The 22,868-nt window shown below is 68.6% G+C and carries 21 protein-coding genes; 12 read left to right on the top strand and 9 right to left on the bottom strand.

The features are described 5' to 3' along the window. Positions 1-109: 109 nt before the first annotated feature. Together ACZ5BU_RS17850 and ACZ5BU_RS17845 are read right to left on the bottom strand one after the other, a co-directional pair. Complete coding sequence (locus tag ACZ5BU_RS17850) at positions 110-1,318, bottom strand: glycosyltransferase (RefSeq protein WP_465700141.1); 1,209 nt, start codon at positions 1,316-1,318, stop codon at positions 110-112. Continuing rightward, positions 1,315-2,439, bottom strand: coding sequence for a glycosyltransferase family 4 protein (locus ACZ5BU_RS17845; RefSeq protein ID WP_465700139.1), 1,125 nt, complete (start codon positions 2,437-2,439; stop codon positions 1,315-1,317). The genes ACZ5BU_RS17850 and ACZ5BU_RS17845 overlap by 4 nt, the downstream gene beginning before the upstream one ends. 230 nt (positions 2,440-2,669) lie before the next feature. On the opposite strand from ACZ5BU_RS17845, the gene ACZ5BU_RS17840 reads away from it, so the two are divergent. Then, on the top strand, positions 2,670-4,244 hold the full coding sequence (locus tag ACZ5BU_RS17840) for an acyl-CoA mutase large subunit family protein (RefSeq protein ID WP_465700137.1): 1,575 nt from the start codon (positions 2,670-2,672) through the stop codon (positions 4,242-4,244). A gap of 15 nt (positions 4,245-4,259) precedes the next feature. Here the strand turns inward: ACZ5BU_RS17840 and ACZ5BU_RS17835 are convergent, their stop codons facing one another. Further along, entirely contained in the window at positions 4,260-5,441 is a 1,182-nt protein-coding gene (locus tag ACZ5BU_RS17835; RefSeq protein ID WP_465700135.1) for an amidohydrolase, read from the bottom strand. Positions 5,442-5,721: 280 nt separating this feature from the next. Between ACZ5BU_RS17835 and ACZ5BU_RS17830 the strand changes: the two genes are divergently transcribed. From ACZ5BU_RS17830 to ACZ5BU_RS17805, 6 genes are all read left to right on the top strand, one after another. Further along, entirely contained in the window at positions 5,722-6,801 is a 1,080-nt protein-coding gene (locus ACZ5BU_RS17830; protein ID WP_465700133.1) for a BMP family lipoprotein, read from the top strand. A gap of 90 nt (positions 6,802-6,891) precedes the next feature. After that, positions 6,892-8,442 (top strand): ABC transporter ATP-binding protein, encoded by a 1,551-nt coding sequence (locus ACZ5BU_RS17825; RefSeq protein WP_465700131.1) that lies wholly within the window; start codon positions 6,892-6,894, stop codon positions 8,440-8,442. Beyond that, entirely contained in the window at positions 8,442-9,638 is a 1,197-nt protein-coding gene (locus tag ACZ5BU_RS17820) for an ABC transporter permease (protein ID WP_465700129.1), read from the top strand. Before ACZ5BU_RS17825 ends, ACZ5BU_RS17820 begins: the two co-directional genes overlap by 1 nt. Then, positions 9,635-10,924 carry an ABC transporter permease gene (locus ACZ5BU_RS17815; protein WP_465700127.1) on the top strand — a complete coding sequence of 430 codons (1,290 nt, stop codon included), beginning with the start codon at positions 9,635-9,637 and terminating at the stop codon, positions 10,922-10,924. Before ACZ5BU_RS17820 ends, ACZ5BU_RS17815 begins: the two co-directional genes overlap by 4 nt. After that, the gene (locus ACZ5BU_RS17810) at positions 10,902-11,309 is read left to right on the top strand and encodes a cytidine deaminase (protein WP_465700126.1); all 408 of its coding nucleotides are present in this window, start codon (positions 10,902-10,904) and stop codon (positions 11,307-11,309) included. The genes ACZ5BU_RS17815 and ACZ5BU_RS17810 overlap by 23 nt, the downstream gene beginning before the upstream one ends. Next, positions 11,309-12,586, top strand: a complete 1,278-nt coding sequence (locus ACZ5BU_RS17805; RefSeq protein ID WP_465700124.1) for a thymidine phosphorylase — start codon at positions 11,309-11,311, stop codon at positions 12,584-12,586. The genes ACZ5BU_RS17810 and ACZ5BU_RS17805 overlap by 1 nt, the downstream gene beginning before the upstream one ends. Before the next feature lie 5 nt (positions 12,587-12,591). On the opposite strand, the gene ACZ5BU_RS17800 is transcribed toward ACZ5BU_RS17805, so the two are convergent. The 4 genes from ACZ5BU_RS17800 to ACZ5BU_RS17785 are packed head-to-tail and all read right to left on the bottom strand — an operon-like array spanning position 12,592 to position 15,667. Beyond that, a complete protein-coding gene (locus ACZ5BU_RS17800; protein ID WP_465700122.1) occupies positions 12,592-13,248 on the bottom strand; it encodes a hypothetical protein in 657 nt (218 codons plus the stop codon). A 30-nt stretch (positions 13,249-13,278) separates the two neighbouring features. Then, positions 13,279-13,863, bottom strand: coding sequence for a uridine kinase family protein (locus tag ACZ5BU_RS17795; protein WP_465700120.1), 585 nt, complete (start codon positions 13,861-13,863; stop codon positions 13,279-13,281). Between the two features lie 55 nt (positions 13,864-13,918). Further along, entirely contained in the window at positions 13,919-14,713 is a 795-nt protein-coding gene (locus ACZ5BU_RS17790; RefSeq protein ID WP_465700119.1) for a phosphotransferase, read from the bottom strand. Positions 14,714-14,719: 6 nt separating this feature from the next. Continuing rightward, positions 14,720-15,667 carry a sugar-binding transcriptional regulator gene (locus ACZ5BU_RS17785; RefSeq protein ID WP_465700117.1) on the bottom strand — a complete coding sequence of 316 codons (948 nt, stop codon included), beginning with the start codon at positions 15,665-15,667 and terminating at the stop codon, positions 14,720-14,722. Between the two features lie 137 nt (positions 15,668-15,804). Between ACZ5BU_RS17785 and ACZ5BU_RS17780 the strand changes: the two genes are divergently transcribed. Genes ACZ5BU_RS17780 through ACZ5BU_RS17760 form a run of 5 tightly spaced genes read left to right on the top strand, consistent with a single transcriptional unit; the run spans position 15,805 to position 21,970 of the window. Next, the gene (locus tag ACZ5BU_RS17780) at positions 15,805-17,172 is read left to right on the top strand and encodes an ABC transporter substrate-binding protein (protein ID WP_465700115.1); all 1,368 of its coding nucleotides are present in this window, start codon (positions 15,805-15,807) and stop codon (positions 17,170-17,172) included. 5 nt (positions 17,173-17,177) lie between these two features. After that, positions 17,178-18,140, top strand: coding sequence for a carbohydrate ABC transporter permease (locus tag ACZ5BU_RS17775; protein WP_465700113.1), 963 nt, complete (start codon positions 17,178-17,180; stop codon positions 18,138-18,140). Beyond that, positions 18,137-18,982, top strand: coding sequence for a carbohydrate ABC transporter permease (locus ACZ5BU_RS17770; RefSeq protein ID WP_465700111.1), 846 nt, complete (start codon positions 18,137-18,139; stop codon positions 18,980-18,982). The genes ACZ5BU_RS17775 and ACZ5BU_RS17770 overlap by 4 nt, the downstream gene beginning before the upstream one ends. 44 nt (positions 18,983-19,026) lie before the next feature. After that, a complete protein-coding gene (locus ACZ5BU_RS17765) occupies positions 19,027-20,442 on the top strand; it encodes a mannitol dehydrogenase family protein (RefSeq protein WP_465700109.1) in 1,416 nt (471 codons plus the stop codon). A gap of 10 nt (positions 20,443-20,452) precedes the next feature. Next, on the top strand, positions 20,453-21,970 hold the full coding sequence (locus ACZ5BU_RS17760; protein WP_465700108.1) for an FGGY family carbohydrate kinase: 1,518 nt from the start codon (positions 20,453-20,455) through the stop codon (positions 21,968-21,970). On the opposite strand, the gene ACZ5BU_RS17755 is transcribed toward ACZ5BU_RS17760, so the two are convergent. Next, complete coding sequence (locus ACZ5BU_RS17755) at positions 21,967-22,386, bottom strand: MarR family winged helix-turn-helix transcriptional regulator (RefSeq protein WP_465700107.1); 420 nt, start codon at positions 22,384-22,386, stop codon at positions 21,967-21,969. The two genes, ACZ5BU_RS17760 and ACZ5BU_RS17755, sit on opposite strands and share 4 nt — an antisense overlap. Continuing rightward, positions 22,383-22,805, bottom strand: coding sequence for an SRPBCC family protein (locus ACZ5BU_RS17750; RefSeq protein WP_465700105.1), 423 nt, complete (start codon positions 22,803-22,805; stop codon positions 22,383-22,385). The genes ACZ5BU_RS17755 and ACZ5BU_RS17750 overlap by 4 nt, the downstream gene beginning before the upstream one ends. Between the last annotated feature and the right edge of the window lie 63 nt (positions 22,806-22,868).

The following is a 22,868-nucleotide window of genomic DNA, read 5'->3' as shown; positions in this document are numbered from 1 at the left end:
GCACCCCGAGTGGCACCGGTGAAAGGGAAAGGACTACAGCCTTACCGGTCTTGGCCGCAACCTTTCTGCTGCTTCCTGCAATCGTCGGCAGCCGACCGTTGCCGCGTCGTCACGCAGCGAGGCGGGAGTGGGCGAGGCGGCTGTGCAGGGTGAGCATGCGGTTGACGCAGGTTTGCCAGTTGTAGAGCTCTGCCCGGCGGCGGGCTGCTGCGCGGCGGCCGGGGAGTTGGGAGAGGGACAGGACGGCGTCCGCCAGGTCCGACGGGTTGGCGGGCGCCCAGCGGCCGCAGGTTTCGTCGACGAGTTCGCGGGCGCCGCCGGTGTTTGCGGTGACGACCGGAGTGCCGGCGGCGAGGGCTTCGAGGACGGCCAGGCCGAAGGTTTCGCCGGGGCAGACGGACAGCGCGATGTCTGCTTCGGCGAGGTGTTTGGCGAGGGTACGGCGGCCGTCGACGTAGCCGTGGAACGTGACCGGTGCGTCACCGGCGATCTCGAGGAGTTCGTCGAGGTGTGGGCCGGTGCCGTACACGTCCATGCGCAGGTTCACGCCGCGGCGGTGCAGTTCGGCTGCCGTGGCGACCGCGAGGTGCGGGCTCTTCTCCCGGGACAGGCGCCCGGCGTGGACGAGCTTCAGTACGCCGTCATCCAAAGGCTCGCCCAGCGACGGGTGGAACGTGTCCAGGTCGACCCCGAGCGGGATCCGTACCAGCGGAGTGGTGACCTCGTCGAACTCGGCGGCGGCGTAGCGCGATGTAACCACAACAGCGTCGTACGTCCGGCCGAGGATCTTGTACAGCGCGGCGACCGTGGCGACCATGTGGAGCTGGCTGTACTTCACCCCGTCCGCGCCCCACCACGCCTGCCGCAGGTTCGCCCCGCCGAGCATCCGGCCGGGCCGCAGTACGTCGTTGCCGCCGAGCTGACCCGGTCGGGCCGCGCCGAGGGCGAGCATCGCGTCCAGGCGTTCGTGGCTGAACAGGACTGTGCCGATGTCGTTGCGCCGGGCCCATCGTGCGACCGGGAGCAGCGTCGACTTGTCGGAGATCTCGACCGTGGTCGGCTGGAACTTCTTCAGGATCTCGATCACGGTCCACGGGTTGGTGATCAGGCGGTACCCGCCGCTCACCTTCGGCGCCTTCACCCGGACCACGGTGCCGAGCTCGGTCTCGATCACCACGTCCTTCTCGCCGGGCGTGATCACGATCCGCTCGGCACCGGCCTCGACGTACCCCTGCCCGACATGCTCGATCGCGGTCCGCATCCCACCGGACGTCGGCCCGACGAAGTTCGCCAGCTGCGCGATCCTCAGGCCCGTCATGCGACGCGCCGTACGGCCGCGGCGTCCCGGAGTACTTCGGCGTAGTGGCGGTCGACCAGGTCGTCGACGACCGCCGTCCAGGTGCGGGACTGCACCCGCTGCAGTCCGCCCGCCGCCATCCGCCCGCGGGCGGTCGGGTGGTCGAGCAGGGTCCGTACGGCGTCCCGCAGCGAACCGGGCTTACCGGGTTCGAACAGCAGGCCGTTCTCGCCCGGCTGGATCAGGTCGAGCGGGCCGCCCGCGGCCGGGCCGACGGTGGCGACGCCGGACGCCTGCGCCTCCTGGATGGTCTGGCAGAACGTCTCGTGTTCACCGGTGTGTACGAACAGGTCCAGGCCGGCGAAGATCGCGGCCAGGTCGGCGCCCCGGCGCATCCCAAGGAAGGTTGCCGTCGGCAACGCGTTCTCCAGCGACGCGCGGTCCGGGCCGTCGCCGACGATCACGAGCCGGCAGTCCAGGTCGGTCAGCTCGGCCAGCCGCCGGACCTTCTTCTCCGCGGCCAGCCGGCCGACGTACCCGACGATCGGCTTGCCGTCGGGGGACATCTCCCGGCGCCACTGCTCGTCCCGGTTCGACGGGTCGAAGAGGTCGAGGTTCACGCCGCGGCCCCACCGGTGGACCCGCGGTACACCGCGCTGCACCAGCGCGTCGACTGCCGACGTCGAGGGCGCCAGGGTGCGGTCGGCGCGGGAGTGCGTACGGCTCACCCAGCGCCAGATGCCGCGGTCCGCGGCGGCGTACCAGGGGTACTGGCGGGCGAAGCCGGCGATGTCGGTCTGGAAGATCGCGACCGTCGGTACGCCGAGCTTGCGGGCGGCGCGCAGCCCGTACGCGCCGATGATGAAGGGCGAGGCGAGGTGTACGAGGTCCGGCTTGAAGTCGGCGATCGCGCGCTCGATCGACGGATCCGGCAGGCCGACCGGGTACTCCTTGTACCCCGGCGTCCGGAAGCTGCGGGCGCGCAGTACCGGTACGTCGCCGTACGCGTCGGGGCCCGGTCCCGGGGCGATGATCAGCAGGTCGTGCCCGCGGGCGCGCAGCCGGTCGGCGACGTGGCGAGCCGTGTTCGCCACGCCATTGATCTGCGGCAGGAAGGTCTCGGCCACCATCACGATTCGCACACTTCGAAGGTTCCTCACCGCTCATGAACCCTGGGCGACACTCTCGTGACACGGCGTCGATGCCCTGTCGACGGCTGCAGGGCCTTCCAGTGTCCTTCAGGTGGCCGCCGAGCTTCGCTTGGTTAGTCCTGCGCGAACTCCCGACGACAAGCAGGCGTGTGCCGGAGCACACATCGGTGACGTGCGCTGGTGCATACCAGTGGAGTGGTGGTTCGGAATACGGTGGGGAGATGAGTCATCGCAGCGAGTCGGGGTTCGAGTTCGCGCCGGTGTACGGGCCGTTGGAGGGTTTCGACCCCGCGGCGCAGCTCGGGGAACCGGGGCAGTACCCGTACACCCGGGGCGTGTACCCGACGATGTACACCCAGCGCCCGTGGACGATGCGGCAGTACGCCGGGTTCGGGACCGCGGCCGAGTCGAACCAGCGGTACCACCAGCTGATCGATCACGGCACGATGGGCCTGTCGGTGGCGTTCGACCTGCCGACCCAGATGGGGTACGACTCCGACGCCCCGATCGCGCACGGCGAGGTCGGCAAGGTCGGCGTGGCGATCGACTCGATCGACGACATGCGGGTGCTGTTCGACAAGATCCCGCTGGACCAGGTGTCGACCTCGATGACGATCAACGCGCCGGGATCCGTACTGCTCCTGCTCTACCAACTCGTCGCGGAGGAGCAGGGCGTCTCCGGTGACAAGCTCACCGGCACGATCCAGAACGACGTACTCAAGGAGTACATCGCCCGCGGCACCTACATCTACCCGCCGAAGGAGTCGCTGCGGCTGATCAGCGACATCTTCGCGTACTGCAAGGCCGAACTGCCGCGCTGGAACACCATCTCGATCTCGGGCTACCACATGGCCGAGGCCGGTGCGACGCCCGCGCAGGAGATCGCCTTCACGCTGGCGGACGGGATCGCGTACGTCCGTGCGGCCATCGCGTCCGGCCTGGACGTGGACGAGTTCGCGCCCCGGTTGTCGTTCTTCTTCGTCGCTCGTACGACGCTGCTCGAGGAGGTCGCGAAGTTCCGGGCCGCGCGGCGGATCTGGGCGCGGGTGATGCGTGACGTGTTCGGCGCTCGCAACCCCAAGTCGTTGATGCTGCGCTTCCACACCCAGACGGCCGGCGTACAGCTGACCGCCCAGCAGCCCGAGATCAACCTCGTCCGGGTCGCGGTCCAGGGCCTCGCCGCGGTCCTCGGCGGCACCCAGTCGCTGCACACGAACTCGTACGACGAAGCGATCGCCCTGCCCACCGAGAAGGCCGCCCGCCTCGCGCTCCGCACGCAACAGGTCCTCGCCTACGAAACCGACATCACCGCAACGGTCGACCCCTTCGCCGGCTCGTACGTGGTCGAGTCCCTGACCGACGAGGTCGAGGCCGCCGCCGTCGAACTGATGGACCAGGTGGAGGAGTACGGCGGTGCCGTCGCCGCGATCGAGCAAGGCTTCCAGAAACAGGAGATCGAACGCTCGGCGTACCGGATCGCCCAGCAGATCGACTCCGTCGAACGGGTCGTAGTCGGCATGAACAAGTTCAAGATCGCCGAAGAGGAACCGTACGAACCCCTCCGCGTGGACCCCGCCATCGAGGCCCAGCAGGTAGCCCGCCTGACCACCCTGCGCGCCACCCGCAACCAGGCGGTCGTCGACGAAACCCTGGCCGCCCTCAAAAAGGCTGCCCAAGGCAACGAAAACTGCCTGTACCCCATGAAGGCAGCCCTGAAAGCCCAAGCCACCGTAGGCGAAGTCTGCAACACGCTCCGCGAAGTCTGGGGAGTCTACGTCCCCGCCGACACCTTCTGACCGCTCCGCGGCACCTCAGTCGAGGAGGGCGGTGGAGGTGAGGATTGTGGTGCCCAGGGTGATGGCTTCTTCGGAGGGGTTGAAGCCGGGGGTGTGCAGGTCGGCGGTGGTTTCCGAGGTGGGGGGCCGGACGCCGAGGCGGGCCATCGCGCCGGGTACGTGTTCGAGGTACCAGGCGAAGTCTTCGCCGCCGAGGCTCTGGTCGGTGGGGGTGGCGGCGCTGGAGCCGAGGGTCTGGTGGACGGCGTTCTGCAGGACACCGATCGCGGCCGGGTCGTTCACGACCGGGGGTACGCCGTGCGTGACCTCGGTGTCGACCTCGACGCCGTACGGCCTGACGAGCTGAGCCGCCAACGACGGGATGAGCTCCTCCGCGAGGCGCCAGGCGTTCGCGTCGAGGCAGCGCAGCGTACCTTCGGCCTCGCCGCGGGACGGGATCGCGTTCGCGGCCGACCCGGAGGTGATGCGGCCCCAGACGAGCGACATCCCGGCGCGCGGGTCGACCCGGCGCGACAGGGCGGCGGGCAGCTCGGTGACGAGGGTCGCGAGCGCATAGACGAGGTCGGCCGTCAGATGCGGACGGGACGTATGACCACCCGGCCCGGTCAGCCGCACCAGGAGCTTGTCGGCGGCGGCGGTCAACGCGCCGACCCGCAGCCCGATCTGCCCCACCTGCATCCGCGGGTCGCAGTGCAGCCCGTAGATCCGTCGTACGCCGTCCAGCCCACCGGCCGCGATCACCCCGAGGGCACCGCCGGGCATGACCTCCTCGGCCGGCTGGAAGATCACCCGGACCCGACGGTCCAGCTGTCCGTCGCGGGCCATGCCGGCGAGTACCAGCGCGGCACCGAGCAGAGCAGCCGTGTGTACGTCGTGACCGCAGGCGTGCGCCACCCCGTCGACGGATGACCGCCACGGCGAATCCACGGCGTCCGGGACCGGCAGCGCGTCGATGTCGGCCCGCAGCGCGACGCAGGTGTCGCCGGAGCCGATGTCGCAGATCAGCCCGGTCCCGGTCGGCAGTACCCGCGGCGACAGCCCGGCGCCGACCAGTTGCTTCTCGATCAGTTCGGTTGTCCGTACCTCGTGCCATCCGAGTTCGGGGTGGGCGTGCAGTTCACGGCGTACGGCGACCATGTCCTCGCGCACCGCCTCGACCCGCGCCAGGACGTCCGCAACCAGCAACTGATGACTCATCCGCAGATTGTTGCATCAGCCCCCGGAAAAGTGGGTCGTCACCTACGGTGACCGGCACCGTGTGTGAGGGTCGACACGGGGCGTGCGCACCGTGACCTGGGTGGAGCAGCCCGTGACCGGGCCGGAGAAGTTGTCGAAATGTGACGGAAACGCCGGTCACTTTCCGGTATCGAGGTCTGCTCGACGTTCAAAGAAAGACGGGCCGCGCCCTATAGTCTGCGGATGGCACGTGGGGGAAGGCGTGCCGGTTAAGGATTCTGGTCGACGAAGGAGACGTCCGGTGAAGAAGTACGTGCGGGGAACGGCGATCGTGGGCGTACTGACGCTCGCCGTCGCCGCTTGTGGCAGCAAGCCGACCGACAGCAACTCGAGCGGCAGCAGCGCCAACAAGAACTTCAAGGCCTGCATGGTCTCCGACTCGGGGGGCTTCGACGACAAGTCGTTCAACCAGACCTCGTACAAGGGTCTGCAGGACGCGGTCAAGGAGAAGGGCCTCACCGAGGTCAAGGCCGAGTCGAAGTCCGACAACGACTACACGACCAACATGACCGCGATGGTCAGTGCCAAGTGCAACGTCATCGTGGCCGTCGGCTTCAAGCTCGAGGACGCCACCGAGGCGGCCGCCAAGGCGAACCCGGACATCAAGTTCGCGATCGTCGACTCGGCGCCGAAGGCCCCGATCGCGAACCTGAAGCCGCTGCTGTTCAACACCGCGCAGTCCAGCTTCCAGGCCGGCTACCTGGCCGCCTCGATGACCAAGTCCGGCAAGGTCGGTACGTTCGGCGGTCTGCAGATCCCGACCGTGACGATCTTCATGGACGGCTTCGCCCAGGGCGTGCGCTACTACAACACGCAGAAGAGCAAGAACGTCCAGGTGCTCGGCTGGGACGACCAGAAGCAGAAGGGTCTGTTCACCGGCGACTTCGAGGACAAGGCCAAGGGCCAGAACAACGCGCAGAACCTGGTCACCCAGGGCGCGGACATCCTGTTCCCGGTGGCCGGTCCGTCGGGTCTGGGTGCTCTGCAGGCGGCCAAGGCCAGCAACGGCAAGGTGAACGCGATCTGGGTCGACACCGACGGCTGCGTGAGCGCTGAGGAGTACTGCTCCTCCCTGCTGAGCAGCGTCGAGAAGGGCATGGACGTGGCCGTGAAGGACGCGGTCGAGTCCGTCGTCGACAGCAAGTTCGACAACACCCAGTTCACCGGCACGCTGCAGAACGGCGGTACGGCGATCGCGCCGTTCCACGACTTCGACAGCAAGATCCCGGCGGACGTGAAGTCCGAACTGGACACGATCAAGGCCGACATCATCAGCGGCAAGATCACCATCGAGTCGAAGGTTCAGCCGAAGGCATCCTGAACCACCGTTGCGTAGTACGGTGCGAGCCAGGAGGGCGGACCCACAAGGTCCTGCCTTCCTGGCTCGCCGTCTGAAGGGGAGGCTGCCCGTATGCACCTCGAGCTTTCGGGGCTGACCAAGAGTTTCGGCTCGCTGGTCGCCAACGACCACATCGACCTGGTGATCGAGCCGGGCGAGATCCATTGCCTGCTCGGTGAGAACGGCGCCGGCAAGAGCACCCTGATGAACATGCTCTACGGGCTGCTGCAGCCCGACTCGGGCGAGATCGTGATCGACGGTCAGAAGGTCCGGATCACCTCGCCGAGCGACGCGATCCGGCACGGTATCGGCATGGTGCACCAGCATTTCATGCTGGTCCCGGTGTTCACCGTCGCCGAGAACATCATGCTCGGCCGGGAGAACACCCGCGCCGGCGGCGTACTGGACCGGAAGACGGCGCACCGCCTGGTCACCGAGCTGTCCGACCGGTACGGGTTCGAGGTCGACCCGGAGGCCCTGGTCGAGGACATCCCGGTCGGCGTCCAGCAGCGGGTGGAGATCATCAAGGCGCTGGCCAACGACGCCAGCGTACTGATCCTGGACGAGCCGACCGCGGTCCTCACCCCGGCCGAGATCGACGAGCTGATCGGCGTCATGCGCCAGCTCAAGGAGAACGGTACGTCGATCGTCTTCATCACCCACAAGCTCAAAGAGGTCAAGGCGATCGCGGACAAGATCACCGTGATCCGCCGCGGCAAGGTGGTCGGCCAGGCCGAGCCGTCGGCGTCCGAGGAGGAGCTCGCCGAGCTGATGGTCGGCCGCGCGGTCGACCTGGTCGTGGACAAGGAGCCGGCCCAGCCGAAGGACGCCGTGCTGCGGGTCGAAGGGCTGACCGTGATCGACGAGCGTGGGTTCACCGCCGTCGACGACGTGGACCTCGAGGTCCGGGCCGGCGAGATCCTCGCGGTGGCCGGTGTCCAGGGCAACGGTCAGACCGAGCTCGCCGAGGCGCTGCTCGGGCTGACCCCGATCGCAGCCGGCCGGATCTCGCTCGACGGCCAGGACCTGACGGGGAAGCCGACCCGGCACCGGCTCGAGGCGGGCATCGGGTACATCCCCGAGGACCGCGCCCACGACGGCTTCGTCGGCTCGTTCACGGTCGCGGAGAACCTCGTCCTCGACCTGTTCCGGAAGGCGCCGTTCGGGAACGGGCTGGCGCTGCGCACCGACGAGATCGAGAAGAACGCGACCGCCCGGGTGGAAGAGTTCGACATCCGCACCCAGAGCATCGGCCTGAACGTGTCGTCGCTGTCCGGCGGCAACCAGCAGAAGGTCGTCCTGGCCCGCGAACTGTCCCGCCCGCTGAAGCTGCTGGTCGCGTCCCAGCCGACCCGTGGCGTGGACGTCGGCTCGATCGAGTTCCTGCACGGCCGGATCGTGCAGGAGCGCGACCAGGGTACGGCGGTGCTGATCGTGTCCACCGAACTCGACGAGATCGCCGCGCTGGCGGACCGGATCGCGGTGATGTACCGGGGCAAGGTGGTCGGCGTCGTACCGGCCGGCACGCCGCGGGACGAACTGGGCCTGATGATGGCCGGCGCTTCCAAGGCCGAGGCGCACGACGAGGCGATCGAACACCCGACCACGTTGGGAACCATCTGATGAGCACTGAGACAGAAGTGGCGCCGGCTCCCGCGCCCGCGAAGGAACCCCAGCGCTCCGGCCTCCCGTCCTGGGCGGTGCAGGGCCTGGTCTCGCTGAGCGCGATCGTGCTGGCGCTGGTGGTCGGGGCGATCCTGATCATCGTCGGCGACAAGCAGGTGCAGACCGCGGTCGGGTACTTCGGCGCCGCCCCGGGCGACACCTTCTCGGCGGCCGCGAGCGCGGTCGGCGAGGCGTACAAGGCGCTCGCGGTCGGCGCGTTCGGCGGCGTCACGCCGATCAGCGAGTCGTTGACCCAGGCAACACCGCTGATCTGCGGCGGGCTCGCGGTGTCGCTGGCGTTCCGGACCGGGTTGTTCAACATCGGCGCCCAGGGCCAGCTGATCGCGGGTGCGATCCTCGCCGGGTACGTCGGGTTCGCCTGGCACCTGCCGCCGGTACTGCACCTGATCGTCGCGCTGGTCGCCGGTCTGCTCGGCGGCGCGATCTGGGGCGGCGTGGTCGGCCTGCTGAAGGCGCGGACCGGGGCGCACGAGGTGATCGTGACGATCATGCTGAACTACGTCGCGCTCTACCTGCTGTCCTGGCTGCTCACCACGTCGGCGTTCCGCCGGCCCGGGCGGACCGACCCGATCTCGCCGATCGTGGACAAGAACGCGCAGTTCCCGAGGTTCGGCGACACCCGGCTGCACATCGGGTTCCTGCTCGCGCTGGCCGCCGCGGTGTTCGTCTGGTGGCTGCTGAACCGGTCGACGATCGGGTTCGAGCTGCGCGCCGTCGGTGCGAACGCGGACGCCTCCCGGACCGCCGGCATGTCGGTCGGCAAGGCGTACGTGATCGCGATGCTGGTCGCGGGTGCGCTCGCCGGTCTGGCCGGGACCCAACAGGTGCTCGGTACCGATCTACCGCTGACCGACGGGGTCGCGGCCTCGGTCGGCTTCGACGCGATCACGGTCGCGCTGCTCGGTCGCGGTACGCCGATCGGCACCGTACTGGCCGGGCTGCTCTTCGGCGCGCTGAACGCGGGCGGTCTGCAGATGCAGCTGATCACCCAGACGCCGTTGACCCTGACCACCGTCCTGCAGGCCGTGATCGTGCTGTTCGTCGCGGCCCCGGCGCTGGTGCGCTCGGTCTTCCGCTTCCTGCCGAAGGAACGTGGCGCCGGCGCCGTCCTCGCGAAAGGCTGGAACGGATGAGCGAGACTACTCCGGACGCCGTCCCCGCGGCAGCGCCGAAGCCTCAGGTAATCGAGGGACCGGCGGAGCGGACCCGGCGGTTGCGCGTCGGTGGCGTGATGATCGTGTTCGCGCTGATCGGGCTCGGCCTGGCGATCTTCACCAAGGGCGGCAAGGCGACGTTCCAGCTGGTCAGCGGCGACCTGCAGCACAACCTGCTCGGGCTGCCCGCGCAGGCGGTCGGGCTGATCCTCGGCATCCTCGGTGTCGCGGCCGCGGCCGCGTACGTTCTGCGCCGGGTTCCCCAGAGGTACTCCGGCTGGCTGGCGGCCGTACTCGGGATCGCCTTCATCGGCGCGTTCCTGTGCTGGGCGTCGGCGGGCAAGACGTTCCCGCTGGCGAACCAGTTCCAGGGCACGCTGAACTTCGCGACCCCGCTGATCCTCGGCGCGCTCGCCGGGGTGATGTGCGAGCGGGCCGGCGTCATCAACATCGCGATCGAGGGCCAGTTCCTGGTCGGCGCGTTCACCGCGGCGATCGTGTCGAGTACGACAGGCAGCGGCGCCGCGGCGCTGATCGCCGCGGCCGCGAGCGGAGTGGTGATGGCCGCGCTGCTGGCGGTGTTCTCGATCAAGTACCTGGTCAACCAGGTCGTGCTCGGTGTCGTACTCGTCGTGTTCGCGACCGGTATCACCGGGTTCCTGTTCGACCAGTTCATGCAGCCGAAGGCAGACTCGCTGAACACGCCCGCGGTGCTGTCGGCGATCAAGATTCCGGGGCTGGGGGACATCCCGTTCATCGGGCCGATCCTGTTCCACCAGACGATCCTGGTGTACCTGATGTACATCGCGGTCGCGGTGGTCACGTTCGTGCTGTTCCAGACCCGCTGGGGGCTGCGGATCCGCGCGGTCGGCGAACACCCGAAGGCGGCCGACACGGTCGGCATCAAGGTCAAGCGCATCCGGTACTCCGCGGTGCTCTCGGCCGGCATTCTCGCCGGTCTGGGCGGTGCGTTCTTCACGGTCGGGTACGCCGGTTCGTTCAGCAAGGAGATGACCGCGGGCAACGGGTTCATCGCGCTGGCCGCCCTGATCATGGGCCGCTGGCACCCGATCGGCGCCACGGTCGCCGCCCTCTTCTTCGGCTTCGCGACCCAGCTGCAGTCCCAGCTCCAGATCATCCAGACCCCCATCCCCGGCCAGCTGCTGCTGATGGCCCCCTACCTCGCCACGATCATCGCGGTAGCAGGCCTGGTAGGCCGAGTAAGAGCCCCCAAGGCCGACGGTGAGCCCTACGTCACCGAGTAACGTCGACTGGGCCGCTCTCCGGGCGGTTGCGGTGGACGTGATGCATCGGGCGTACGCGCCGTACTCCGGGTTTCCCGTGGGTGCGGCGGCGTACGTCGACGACGGGCGGGTTGTTGCTGGGTGCAACGTGGAGAATGCTTCGTACGGGTTGACCTTGTGTGCGGAGTGTGGGCTGGTTTCGGAGTTGCACCGGACCGGGGGTGGGCGGCTGGTTGCGTTCACGTGTGTGGATCGGCACGAGCATCTGCTGACGCCGTGTGGGCGGTGCCGGCAGCTGTTGCACGAGAACGGTGGGTCGGAGCTGCTGGTGGAGACGGCGACCGGGATCCGGCCGCTGCGTGAGCTGCTGCCGGACGCGTTCGGCCCGGAGTTTCTGGAGGAGTAATGAGTTTCGACGCGGTGGATGTGATCCGGACCAAGCGGGACCGGGGCGAGCTGAGCGACGGCGCGATCGACTGGGTGATCGACGCGTACACGAAGGGCGACGTCGCCGACGAGCAGATGTCCGCGCTCGCGATGGCGATCCTGCTGAACGGCATGAACCGGCGCGAGATCGCCCGCTGGACCGCCGCGATGATCGCGTCCGGTGAACGGATGGACTTCGGCAAGCTGTCCCGGCCGACCGCGGACAAGCACTCGACCGGTGGTGTCGGCGACAAGATCACGTTGCCGTTGGCACCGTTGGTGGCGGCCTGCGGGGTCGCCGTACCGCAGCTGTCCGGCCGCGGCCTCGGTCACACCGGCGGCACGCTGGACAAGCTGGAGTCGATCCCCGGCTGGCGCGCCGCGCTCTCGAACGACGAACTGATGCAGCAACTGGAGGACGTCGGCGCGGTGATCTGCGCGGCCGGTGACGGCCTGGCGCCTGCGGACAAGAAGCTGTACGCGCTGCGTGACGTGACCGGTACGGTCGAGGCGATCCCGCTGATCGCCAGCTCGATCATGAGCAAGAAGATTGCCGAAGGCACCGGTGCGCTGGTGCTGGACGTGAAGGTGGGCTCCGGCGCGTTCATGAAGGACCTGGCCGACGCCCGCGAACTGGCCGAGACCATGGTTGCGCTCGGCACGGATGCCGGCGTGAAAACCGTTGCCCTGCTCACCGACATGTCCGTACCACTCGGCCTGACCGCCGGAAACGCCCTGGAAGTACGCGAATCCGTCGAGGTCCTCGCCGGCGGCGGCCCCGCCGACGTGGTCGAACTGACCGTTGCCCTCGCCAACGAGATGCTCGCCGCGGCCGGCGTCACCGGCGTCGACCCGGCCGAGAAACTCCGCGACGGTACGGCGATGGACGCGTGGCGCGCGATGATCTCGGCCCAGGGCGGCGACCCCTCCGCCGAGCTGCCGGTGGCCCCCGAGCAACACGTCGTACCGGCCCCCGCCTCGGGCGTCCTCTCCAAGCTCGACGCGCTGGCAGTTGGCGTAGCCGCGTGGCGCCTCGGCGCCGGCCGCGCCCGCAAGGAGGACCCGGTTTCGGCGGTCGCAGGCGTGGAAATGCACGCCAAACCAGGCGATCAGATCCGAGAAGGCCAACCGCTGCTGACCCTGCACACCGACGACCCGGCCCGGATCGAGCGCGCACTCGAGTCCTTGACCGACGCGATCGCCGTCGCCGACTCCTACCGCCCGGGCCCGTTGGTGATCGACCGCATCACCGCCTGACCGGGTCAGTTGGCCGTCGCGGTCAGGCGGGTGCGTTGTTCTTTGGCCAGGGCGGTGATGAGTTTGGTGTCGGGGGTGAGGTTGGCGCCTACGGCGGCGGTCTCGCGGACGGAGAGTTCTACGACGACCGGGCCGATCGCGAGGGTTGCTTCGGCGATGGCTATTGATTGGTCGGTGCCGCCGTCGTACTCGACCCGGGCGTCGGAGAGGGCGCCGGGGAGGTTGAACGGGTGGCTGTGGTCGTCCTGGGTCCAGAGGCCGTTCTGGAGCGTTTGCGCCTTGGCGGGTGATCCCGTCTTGAAGAGCTGGACGGTGAAGCGCTTCTTCTTGTCGGGGCTGAGGCGGGTCGCCCGGTAGCCCTCGACGAAGCTCGCGTTCAGGAGCAGGGCGCGGTCCAGCGCGGGATCGGCGGACCAGGTGTTCAGGTACGACGTCGCGGTGAACGGGCCGGTGCCGTTGCGGGTGTCGGCGACGTATCCGCGGGGGAGCGCCACGAGAGCGGCGAGGGTGCTCTTCGGCGACTTGTCGGCCGTACCGCTGAGTTGTTTCGCGGCCGGGGTCTGGACAGCACTCGCCGAGCTACCGCCCTCGCTCCCGCAGGCGGTAACACCCAGCAGCAGCCCGGTTACCAGAACGGCAACGCCCGCAGCATTCCGCTTCACAGGGTCGATACCAACAGAAGTTGGTTAACGTCAGGCTAACAATCTCTCGATCCGGGCGCGGGCTTCCTTTGGGTGCAAGGGTTCGCAGCCGGCGGCGACACATCGTTGGACCACCTGCGGATCGTCACGGAGCAACAGCAGACCGCGACGGAGCAAGGTCAGCGGGGGTTTGCGGTGCTCGCGCAGGTCCCGCTGGAAGCGCCGCGCGAACGTGACGACCCGGTGGTGGTACACGCAGATCGCGACCGCCAGCAGGCCGCGATCCCGCAACGCGCCGGTGATCTGGTCCGCGAAGATGCCCTCAGCAACGATCAGCGGGGACCCGCCGGTGCTGACCGGGCGGTGCCCGACGGTGCCGTCGGCGGCGATGTCGTAGATCGGCAGGTCCGCGGATCCCGTCGTACACAACTGCTCCAGGGCCGCGACCGCGCGGTCGCCGTCCCACGATCGGGGGTCGTCCCAATCGACGATGCCGAGCGGCGACCGCGGCATCGCCTCGTCGTCGCCGTCGCGGTAGAAGTCGTCCAGCCGTACGACCGGCAACCCGACCTGCTCCGCCAGCCGCGACTTCCCCGCCCCCGAAGGCCCCGCCAACAGCACCACCCGTGAACGCACCGGCACATTCTCGTCCACCTCCCGCAGTAACAGCCAATCCTGGTTGAGCGGGAGTTCAGTTCAGGAGAGCGTGGCGGAGTGCGGCGTCCGACTGCTTGAACCAGGTGTTGGTTCGGTCGGTTAGTTCGGCTTCGCCGGTGGTCCAGCGTTGGTGGAACCAGGGGTGGCCGGTTTCGGCGCCTCGGCGTACGTAGTCCATGCACCACACGTGGTTGTCGGCTGCCGCGTCGACCAGGCGTAGGCGGTCCGCGTCTGTGAGGCCGTACGTGTCGGCAAAGCGGCGCAGCCGGGCCAGCGAGCGTCCCCGGCGTACGTCGTGAATGTCTTCCTCGGGCCGTAGCGGCGCCCACAAACGCACCGCGGTCGCGACGTCCCACAGGGCCGACCCCGGGCCCGCGAGGTCGAAGTCGATGAGGGCGACCGCGACTCCGTCCCGGAACACCACGTTGTCGAGGTTCGGGTCGTTGTGGCTGATCAACCCGGTCACATACTCCGAAGGCACCGGCTCGGCCCACTCCAGCCCGACCGGCCGGAAGTCTGCCACCGCCTGGTGGTACTCCCGCAGCAGCAAGGCCACGCTGTCCAATGCCGCGTCCGTCATCGACCACGCCGGGTACGGCGCCGTCACCGTCTGGCCGGGCAGGTACGACAACACCTCCCGCCCCTGCGAGTCGACGCCCAGCAGCCGCGGCGCACCGTCGAACCCGACCCGCTCCAAGTGTTCGAGCAAGGCGTGTGTCGCCTGGCTGCTGGCGCGCAACGGCCGACGGACGGTGTCTCCGACCCGCACGACCAGCCCGCGGTTCGCAGTACCGCCGAGCAACTGGGTTTCCACCTCAGGTGAGGGCATCGCCGGTCAGTTTGTCTCGTCCAGCAGCGCTTTCGCCAGAGGTGCGTGGGTAACGATCGCGTTCACCAGGCCGCTGCGGACGGCGGCGCGAACGGCGTCGACCTTGGCGAGGCCGTACGGGATCGCGATCACCTCGTCGATCTTGTTCATCTGCTCGGCGTTGATCGCGATCACCCGATCGGCGACCCGGCTCTGCACCGGCGCGCCGTCGGCGTCCACGAACACACCGGAGATGTCGGCCACCACGCCGTGCCGGCGCAACTGCTCACAGGCGTTCGCGTCCATCGCGTCGTACAGCGTCGACTGTCCACTCGCCCACGACCCGAGCCCGACGACCGCCTTCGACACCGAGTCGAAGTGGCTGATCGCCTCGGCCACCTCGGGCTGCTGCCGCAACGCCCGCGCGGTCGCGGCGTCCGGTACGACAAGCGGGGCGTAGAACAGGTACGCCGGACCGCCCGACAGCCGCGCGGTATGCCGTACGAGCTCGACCGAGTTCGCCTCGACGTCCGGCCGGGTCAGTGCACCCGTGAGCTGTACGACGGGAACCGGAGCGAGCGACGTGAGCTGCTCGGTCATCGCGGTCACGGCCCGCGCCCACGCCAGTCCGAGCACGTCCTCAGGTGTCACGATCTCGGCCAGCAGGTCCGCGGCCGCCTTCCCGAGCTGGGTACGCAGCGCCGCTTCGTCCACCTCGGGCGTGTCCACCACGATCGCCCGGCGCAGGCCAAGCACCTCCTGCAGCCGGGCCGACAGGTCTAGGTCGATCGCGCCGGGGTGGCTGATCTCGATCCGTACGAGCCCGCTGCTGCGCGCCTGGTCGAGCAGTCGCGCGACCTTGAACCGGCTCAGCCGGAACTCGTCGGCGATCTCCACCTTCGACCGTCCGTCGACGTAGTACCGCCGCGCGATCGACGCCGTCAGCACCAGCTGTGCCGGCCCGAAGGATTCCATCACAAGCTCCCCAATCCCTGGCCCGCTCATATGAGCACCACCGGACCCAAGTGTTGCACAGACCCTTGACAGGTCAAGTGCCCTACCGGTCTACTCATGGTGTGAGCGGAGGCGTGCTCAAATGAGCGGAGGCAGATGTGCTGAGTAGGCGCAAACGCATCGGAGCGGTCGGGGTCGCATTCCTGGTGAGTGCGGTCAGCGGCTGTGCAGGCTGGGGAGGCGGAGCCGGCGGCGGAGGTGCCGACAGCATCAACGTGCTGATGGTGAACAACCCGCAGATGGTCGACCTGCAGAAGCTGACCGCCGACAACTTCACCAAGCAGACCGGCATCAAGGTGAACTTCACCGTGCTGCCGGAGAACGACGTCCGGGACAAGATCAGCCAGGAGTTCTCCAGCCAGGCCGGTCAGTACGACGTCGCGTCGGTGAGCAACTTCGAGATCCCGATCTACGCGCGGTCCAAGTGGATCGCCCCGCTGTCGGACTACATCGCGAAGGACCCGTCGTTCGACCAGGACGACATCCTGAAGCCGATGACCCAGTCGATGACCGCGGACGACGGCAAGATCTACGGCGAACCGTTCTACGGCGAGTCGTCGTTCCTGATGTACCGCAAGGACATCCTGGCCTCCAAGGGCCTCACGATGCCGGCCAAGCCGACCTGGCAGGACGTTGCGGACATTGCGGCCAAGGTCGACCATGCGCAGCCGGGGATGCGTGGCATCTGCCTGCGCGGCCAGCCTGGCTGGGGCCAGCTGTTCGCCCCACTCACCACGGTCGTGAACACGTTCGGCGGCACCTGGTTCACCAAGGACTGGCAGTCGCAGGTGAACGCACCGGCGTTCACCGAGGCGACCAAGTTCTACGTCGACCTGGTCCGCGCGCACGGTGAGGCGGGCGCACCGCAGGCCGGGTTCACCGAGTGCCTGAACAACACCATCCAGAGCAACGTCGCGATGTGGTACGACGCCACCTCCGCGGCCGGTTCGCTCGAGGCGCCGAACTCGCCGGTGAAGGGCAAGATGGGCTACGCGCCGGCGCCGGTCGTGAAGACCGACAGCTCCGGCTGGCTGTACGCCTGGGCCTGGGGCATCCAGGAAGCCTCGAAGAAGAAGGACAACGCCTGGAAGTTCATCTCCTGGGCCTCCGGCAAGGACTACGAGAACCTGGTCGGCCAGAAGGTTGGCTGGTCCAACGTTCCGGCCGGCAAGCGGGCGTCGACGTACGAGAACCCGCAGTATCTGAAGGACGCCGAGGCGTTCGCGGAGCCGACCAAGAACGCGATCCAGAACGCGGACCCGAACAACCCGGGCACCCAGCCGCGGCCGGCGCCGGGGATCCAGTTCGTCGACATCCCGGAGTTCCCGGACCTCGGTACCCAGGTGAGTCAGGACGTGAGCTCGGCGATCGCCGGGAAGACGAGCGTCGACAAGGCATTGAAACGCGGGCAGGAGCTCGCCGACGACGTCGCCGAGCGGTACCGCTCGCGGCTGGGGAAGGGGTAACGGTCATGTCTGTCGACGCGAAAGCTGACACCCAGGCCCGGCCGAAGCGGCATGCCGCGCGGCCCGGTTCCGAGGGCGCGATGATGCGCAGGGCCGGTGACTGGGCCCGGCGCGGACCGTTGCTGCCGGCCCTGATCTTCATGATCGTGGTGACCCAGCTGCCGTTCGTGGTGACGATCATCGTGTCGTTCATGGACTGGAACGCGTACTACCCCGACGAGCGCGGGTTCGCCGGGTTCGCGAACTTCCGCCGGGTGCTGACCGACGCGAACACCCGGCACGCGATCTGGGTGACGATCCTGCTGACCGCGGGCGTGGTCCTGATCAGCCTGGTCCTCGGGCTGCTGATCGCGCTGCTGCTGGACCGGAAGTTCCGCGGCCGCGGGGCTGTCCGGACGATGATGATCACGCCGTTCCTGGTGGTACCGGTGGCCGCGGCGCTGCTGTGGAAGCACGCGCTGTACAACCCGACGTACGGTCTGTTCAACGGCGTGCTGAAGTGGATCTTCGGCGCGAACGCTCCACAGCCGGACTGGATCAGCAACCAGCCGTTGTGGTCGATCATCTTCGCGCTGGTCTGGCAGTGGACGCCGTTCATGATGCTGATCCTGCTGGCCGGCCTGCAGAGCCGCCCGCTCGACGTGATCGAGGCGGCCGGCATCGACGGCGCGAACCAGTGGGAGATCTTCCGGTACATGACGCTCCCGCACCTGCGGCAGTACCTGGAGCTGTCCGCGCTGCTCGGGTCGATCTACGTCGTACAGAACTTCGACGCGGTCTTCACGATCACGTCCGGCGGCCTCGGTACGGCGAACCTCCCGTACACGATCTACCAGACCTTCTACACCGCGCACGACTACGGACGGGCGTCCGCGGCCGGCGTGATCGTGGTGATCGGCACGATCGCGATCGCGACGTTCGCCCTGCGCTCGGTGTCCACGCTGTTCCGAGAGGAGACGGGTCGATGAGCGGCCAGGTCACGATCGTGACGGGTAAGAAGAACCGTGGCGGTGGGTTCGTCCTCAGCGGGGTCGCGTGGGTCGTAGGGATCCTCTTCGTATTCCCGGTGCTGTGGATGCTGCTGACCTCGTTCCACTCCGAGCCGAACGCGGCCAAGAATCCACCGAACCTCGCCGCGCCGCTGACGCTCGACGGGTACCGGTCGTTCTTCGGTACCGGACCGTGGCCGTCGATCGCGAACTCGCTGACCTCGAGCATCCTGTCCACCGCGCTGGTCATCCTGCTCGCGTTCCCGGCGGCGTACGCGCTGTCGATCCGGCCGGTTCGCAAATGGACGGACGTACTGTTCTTCTTCCTGTCCACGAAGATGCTGCCGGTGGTGGCCGGGCTGCTGCCGATCTACCTGTTCGCGCAGTCGGTCGGATTCCTGGACAACATCGGGCTGCTGATCATCCTGTACACCTCGATGAACCTGCCGATCGCGGTCTGGATGCTGCGCAGCTTCCTGTCCGAGGTGCCGACGGAGATCCTCGAGGCGGCCTCCGTCGACGGTGCCTCCTTGACGCGGACGTTGCGGTCCGTGGTGGCGCCGGTGGTCACGCCGGGGATCGCGTCCGCTGCGCTCATCTGCTTCATCTTCAGCTGGAACGAGCTGCTGTTCGCCCGCGTCCTGACCGGCACGGTGGCGCAGACAGCTCCGGTGTTCTTGACCGGGTTCGTGACCAGTCAAGGTTTGTTCCTCGCCAAGGTCTGTGCCGCGTCCATCGTGGTGTCGCTGCCGGTGCTGATCGCCGGGTTCGCCGCGCAGGACAAGCTCGTCCAGGGTCTGTCGCTGGGGGCGGTCAAGTGAAGTTGTCGGCCGCTGCACTTGATGCTCTTGGCAACGATGTTGCGGTGCCGTCGTACGACCGTACGGCGGTGACACCGGGGATCGTGCACTTCGGGGTAGGCGGGTTCCACCGGGCGCATCAGGCGATGTACCTCGATCGGTTGATGAACGACGGGAAAGGCCTGGACTGGGGGATCGTCGGTGTGGGTGTGCTGCCGAACGATCAACGGATGGCGGAGGTGTTGGCGGCCCAGGACTGTCTGTACACGTTGGTGATCAAGCACCCGGACGGGCGGCTGGAGCCTCGGGTCGTCGGGTCGATCGTCGGGTACCTGTTTGCGCCCGATGATCCGGAGGCGGTACTTGCGCGGATGGTCGACCCGGCGACCCGGATAGTTTCGCTGACGATCACCGAGGGTGGGTACCACGTCAACCAGGTGACGGGGGAGCTGGACGCGTCGGATCCGGCGCTGGCGGCGGACCTCGAGCCGGGGGCGACGCCGGGGAGTGCGTTCGGGTTCGTCGTCGAGGCGCTGCGCCGGCGGCGGGAGGCCGGCGTACCGCCGTTCACCGTGATGTCCTGCGACAACATCCCGGGCAACGGGCACGTGGCGCGGAAGATGATCTCGTCCTTCGCGCGGTTGAAGGACCCGGCGACGGCCGAGTTCCTCGAGAACGAGGTGCGGTTCCCGAACTGCATGGTGGACCGGATCACGCCGGTCACCACCGACGCCGACCGCGCCGCGCTGGCCGAGCGGTTCGGGATCGAGGACGGCTGGCCGGTGGTGTGCGAGCCGTTCACGCAGTGGGTCCTCGAGGACGACTTCGGCGGCGTGCGGCCGCCGTACGAGGACGTCGGGGTGCAGATCGTCGAGGACGTCGAGCCGTACGAGCTGATGAAGCTGCGGCTGCTGAACGCCTCGCACCAGGCGCTGGCGTACCTCGGGTTCCTGTCCGGGTACCGCTACGCGCACGAGGTGTGCCAGGACAAGCTGTTCGTCGACTTCCTGCTCGGCTACATGGACAACGAAGGTACGCCGACGCTGCCGCCGGTGCCCGGGGTCGATCTGGACCGGTACAAGCATCAGCTGATCGAACGGTTCGCGAATCCGGAAGTACGGGACACGCTGGCGCGGTTGTGTGCGGAGAGCTCGGACCGGATCCCGAAGTGGTTGCTGCCGGTGGTACGCGAGCAGCTCGCCGCCGGGCGGGAGATCGGGCGGTCGGTGCTCGTGGTCGCGTCCTGGGCACGGTACGCCGAGGGCGTCGACGAGCAGGGGCAGCCGATCGAGGTCGTCGACCGGCTGCGGGACAAGCTGGTCGAACGCGCGCAGCACAACCGGGAGGATCCGCTGGTGTTCATCTCGGATCCGGACCTGTTCGGGGATCTCGCGTCGGACGAGCGGTTCGTGACGCCGTACCGGGCCGCGTTGCGGTCGCTGCACGAGATCGGCGCCCGCGCAACGCTCGAAGCACTCTAGTGTTGGAGCCATGACTGAGCTGAGGCTGGTTGCCGGGGTGGACTGCTCCACCCAGGCGACCAAGGTTCTGGTGTGCGACGCAGAGACCGGAGAGGTCGTCCGCGAGGGGCGGGCCCCGCATCCCGACGCCACCCAGGTGGATCCGGCCGAGTGGTGGAAGGCGTGGGAGCTGGCCTCCGACGGCATCCTCGACGGCGTCCAGGCGATCGCGATCGGCGGCCAGCAACACGGCATGGTGCTGCTGGACGACACTGGTGAGGTCGTCCACCCGGCCGTGCTGTGGAACGACACCAGCTCAGCCGACGCCACCACGGAACTGATCGCCGAACTGGGCGGCGCCGAAGCCTGGGCGGAAGCAGTCGGCTCAGTCCCGGTCCCGTCTTTCACCGTGACCAAACTGCGCTGGCTGAGGGACGAAGCCGCCCGCGCCGCGGCCGAGTCGGGTGCCGGCGGGGGCGTCTCCCAGGCCTCCGGCCTTGGCGGTGGCGACCCGGCGGCGACCGCCGCGATGCGTCGCGAGGCGGCGCGGCGTGCGGCTGCGGTGGTGCTGCCACATGACTGGATGACGCATCGGCTCGCGGCCGATCGGCACGGGATCGAGGGGATCACCACTGACCGGGGAGATGCTTCCGGGACCGGCTGGTGGTCGCCGGCGACGAACAGCTACCGGACTGATCTGGTGGAGCTTGCGTTCGGGCGGCAACTGCAGCTGCCGCGGGTTGCTGGGCCGGCTGAGATCGTTGGCGAGACTTCGTTCGGAGCGGCGATCGCGGCAGGCACGGGCGACAACGCGGCCGCCGCGCTCGGCCTCGACCTCCAGCCAGGTGACGTCGCGGTCTCGCTCGGCACGAGTGGTACGGCGTTCGCCCGCTCCGCCCACCCGACGAAGGACGCGACCGGCCTCGTCGCCGCGTTCGCCGACGCCACCGGCGAGTACCTCCCCCTCGTCTGCACGCTGAACGCCGCCCGCGTCATGTCCGCCACCGCGCAGATGCTCGGCCTGGAACTGTCCGCCTTCGACGAGGCGGCGATCACCTCAGCCGGCAGCGACGGCCTGGTACTGCTCCCGTTCCTGGACGGCGAACGTACGCCGGACCTCCCGCACTCGACCGGCCTCATCTACGGTCTCACCCGCGCCACGATGCAGCCCGCGACGATGGCCCGCGCCGCCGTCGAAGGCCTCCTGTGCGGCCTGGCCGACGCCGTGGACGCCCTCCGCAACCAGAACGTCCCCGTCCAGCGAGTCCTCCTCCTGGGCGGCGGCGCCCAGTCCCGCTCCGTACAAGCCCTGGCCCCGTCTCTCCTCGGTGCCGAGGTGGTCCTCCCCGAACCAGCCGAGTACGTCGCCCTGGGCGCCGCCCGTCAGGCAGCCTGGGCGCTGTCCGGCTCGACCACCCCGCCCACGTGGAACGTCCCCCTCGGCAAGCCGGAACCCGCCATCACCGTCGACGCCACCACCATCCGCGCCAACTACGAGCAGGTCCTCACCAACACTCGCCCCCTCCTGTCCCAGCCGTACAACCACTAGCGCTCGGCGATCTGCTGCAGCGCGTCTCGCAGCGAGGCTGGACTGTCGCCGAACAGTTCCTTGTCCAGGTCAGCCGCGATGGTGATGGCCTTGCGGGCGGTACGGCGGCCCGCCGGGGTGAGTTGGAGGCGGTAGGCGCGGGCGTCCGACGGGTCCGGCGTACGGCGGAGGAGGCCCGCGTCCTCCAGGTTCTTGACGACCTTCGAGGTCATCATCCGGTCGGCGCCGGCGGTCTGGGCGACCTGCTGCTGGGTCGGTGCACCTTGGGTGTGCTCGACCCAGCCGGTGGACGCCAGCAGCAGGAACTGGGTGGGGGTCAGCCCGATCTCGCGGAGCCGGCGGTCCAGTTCGGCGCGCCATCTCAGCGCGGCGTGGTGCAGCCAGAAACCGGGTGACGCCAGCGGGCCCTCGGTCATACGACTGCCGCGGCGCGGGCTTCGAGAGCGGTCCAGGTCCGGAAGAAGTCGCGCCGCATCCGCCGCCCGAAGTGGAAGCGGAACAGCGGTACGAGCGGACCGGTGACGCGGACCGTCCGCGTGCAGCGGAGCTTCCCGCCGGGGAGTTGCTCGTACTCGTTCGAACCCCACAGCTTGCCGCCCGGCAGCGCACACTCGCTCGCCCACCGGCGCTCCGGCACCACCTCGGTCAGCGTGAACGACGCACCCGGGTTGCCCTTCTGCTTCACCCACCCCGTCGTCCCGGCGACGAACTCCCCGTCCAGCCGCGCCACGTCCTCATGCGGATCCCACTCCGGCCACCGCGCAACATCCGTGACCACCCGCCACACCGCCGCGGCGTCCGCGCTGATCACCACTGCTTCTTTGAGCTCGTACATCCCCAGCCTCCTGTTGTCGTGACAACAGTAATTGTCGTCACGACAACAGTCAACCGCTTGCGC

It is taken from the genome of Kribbella sp. NPDC031520, assembly GCF_055580825.1.
This window is presented reverse-complemented; position numbering and strand designations above follow the sequence as displayed.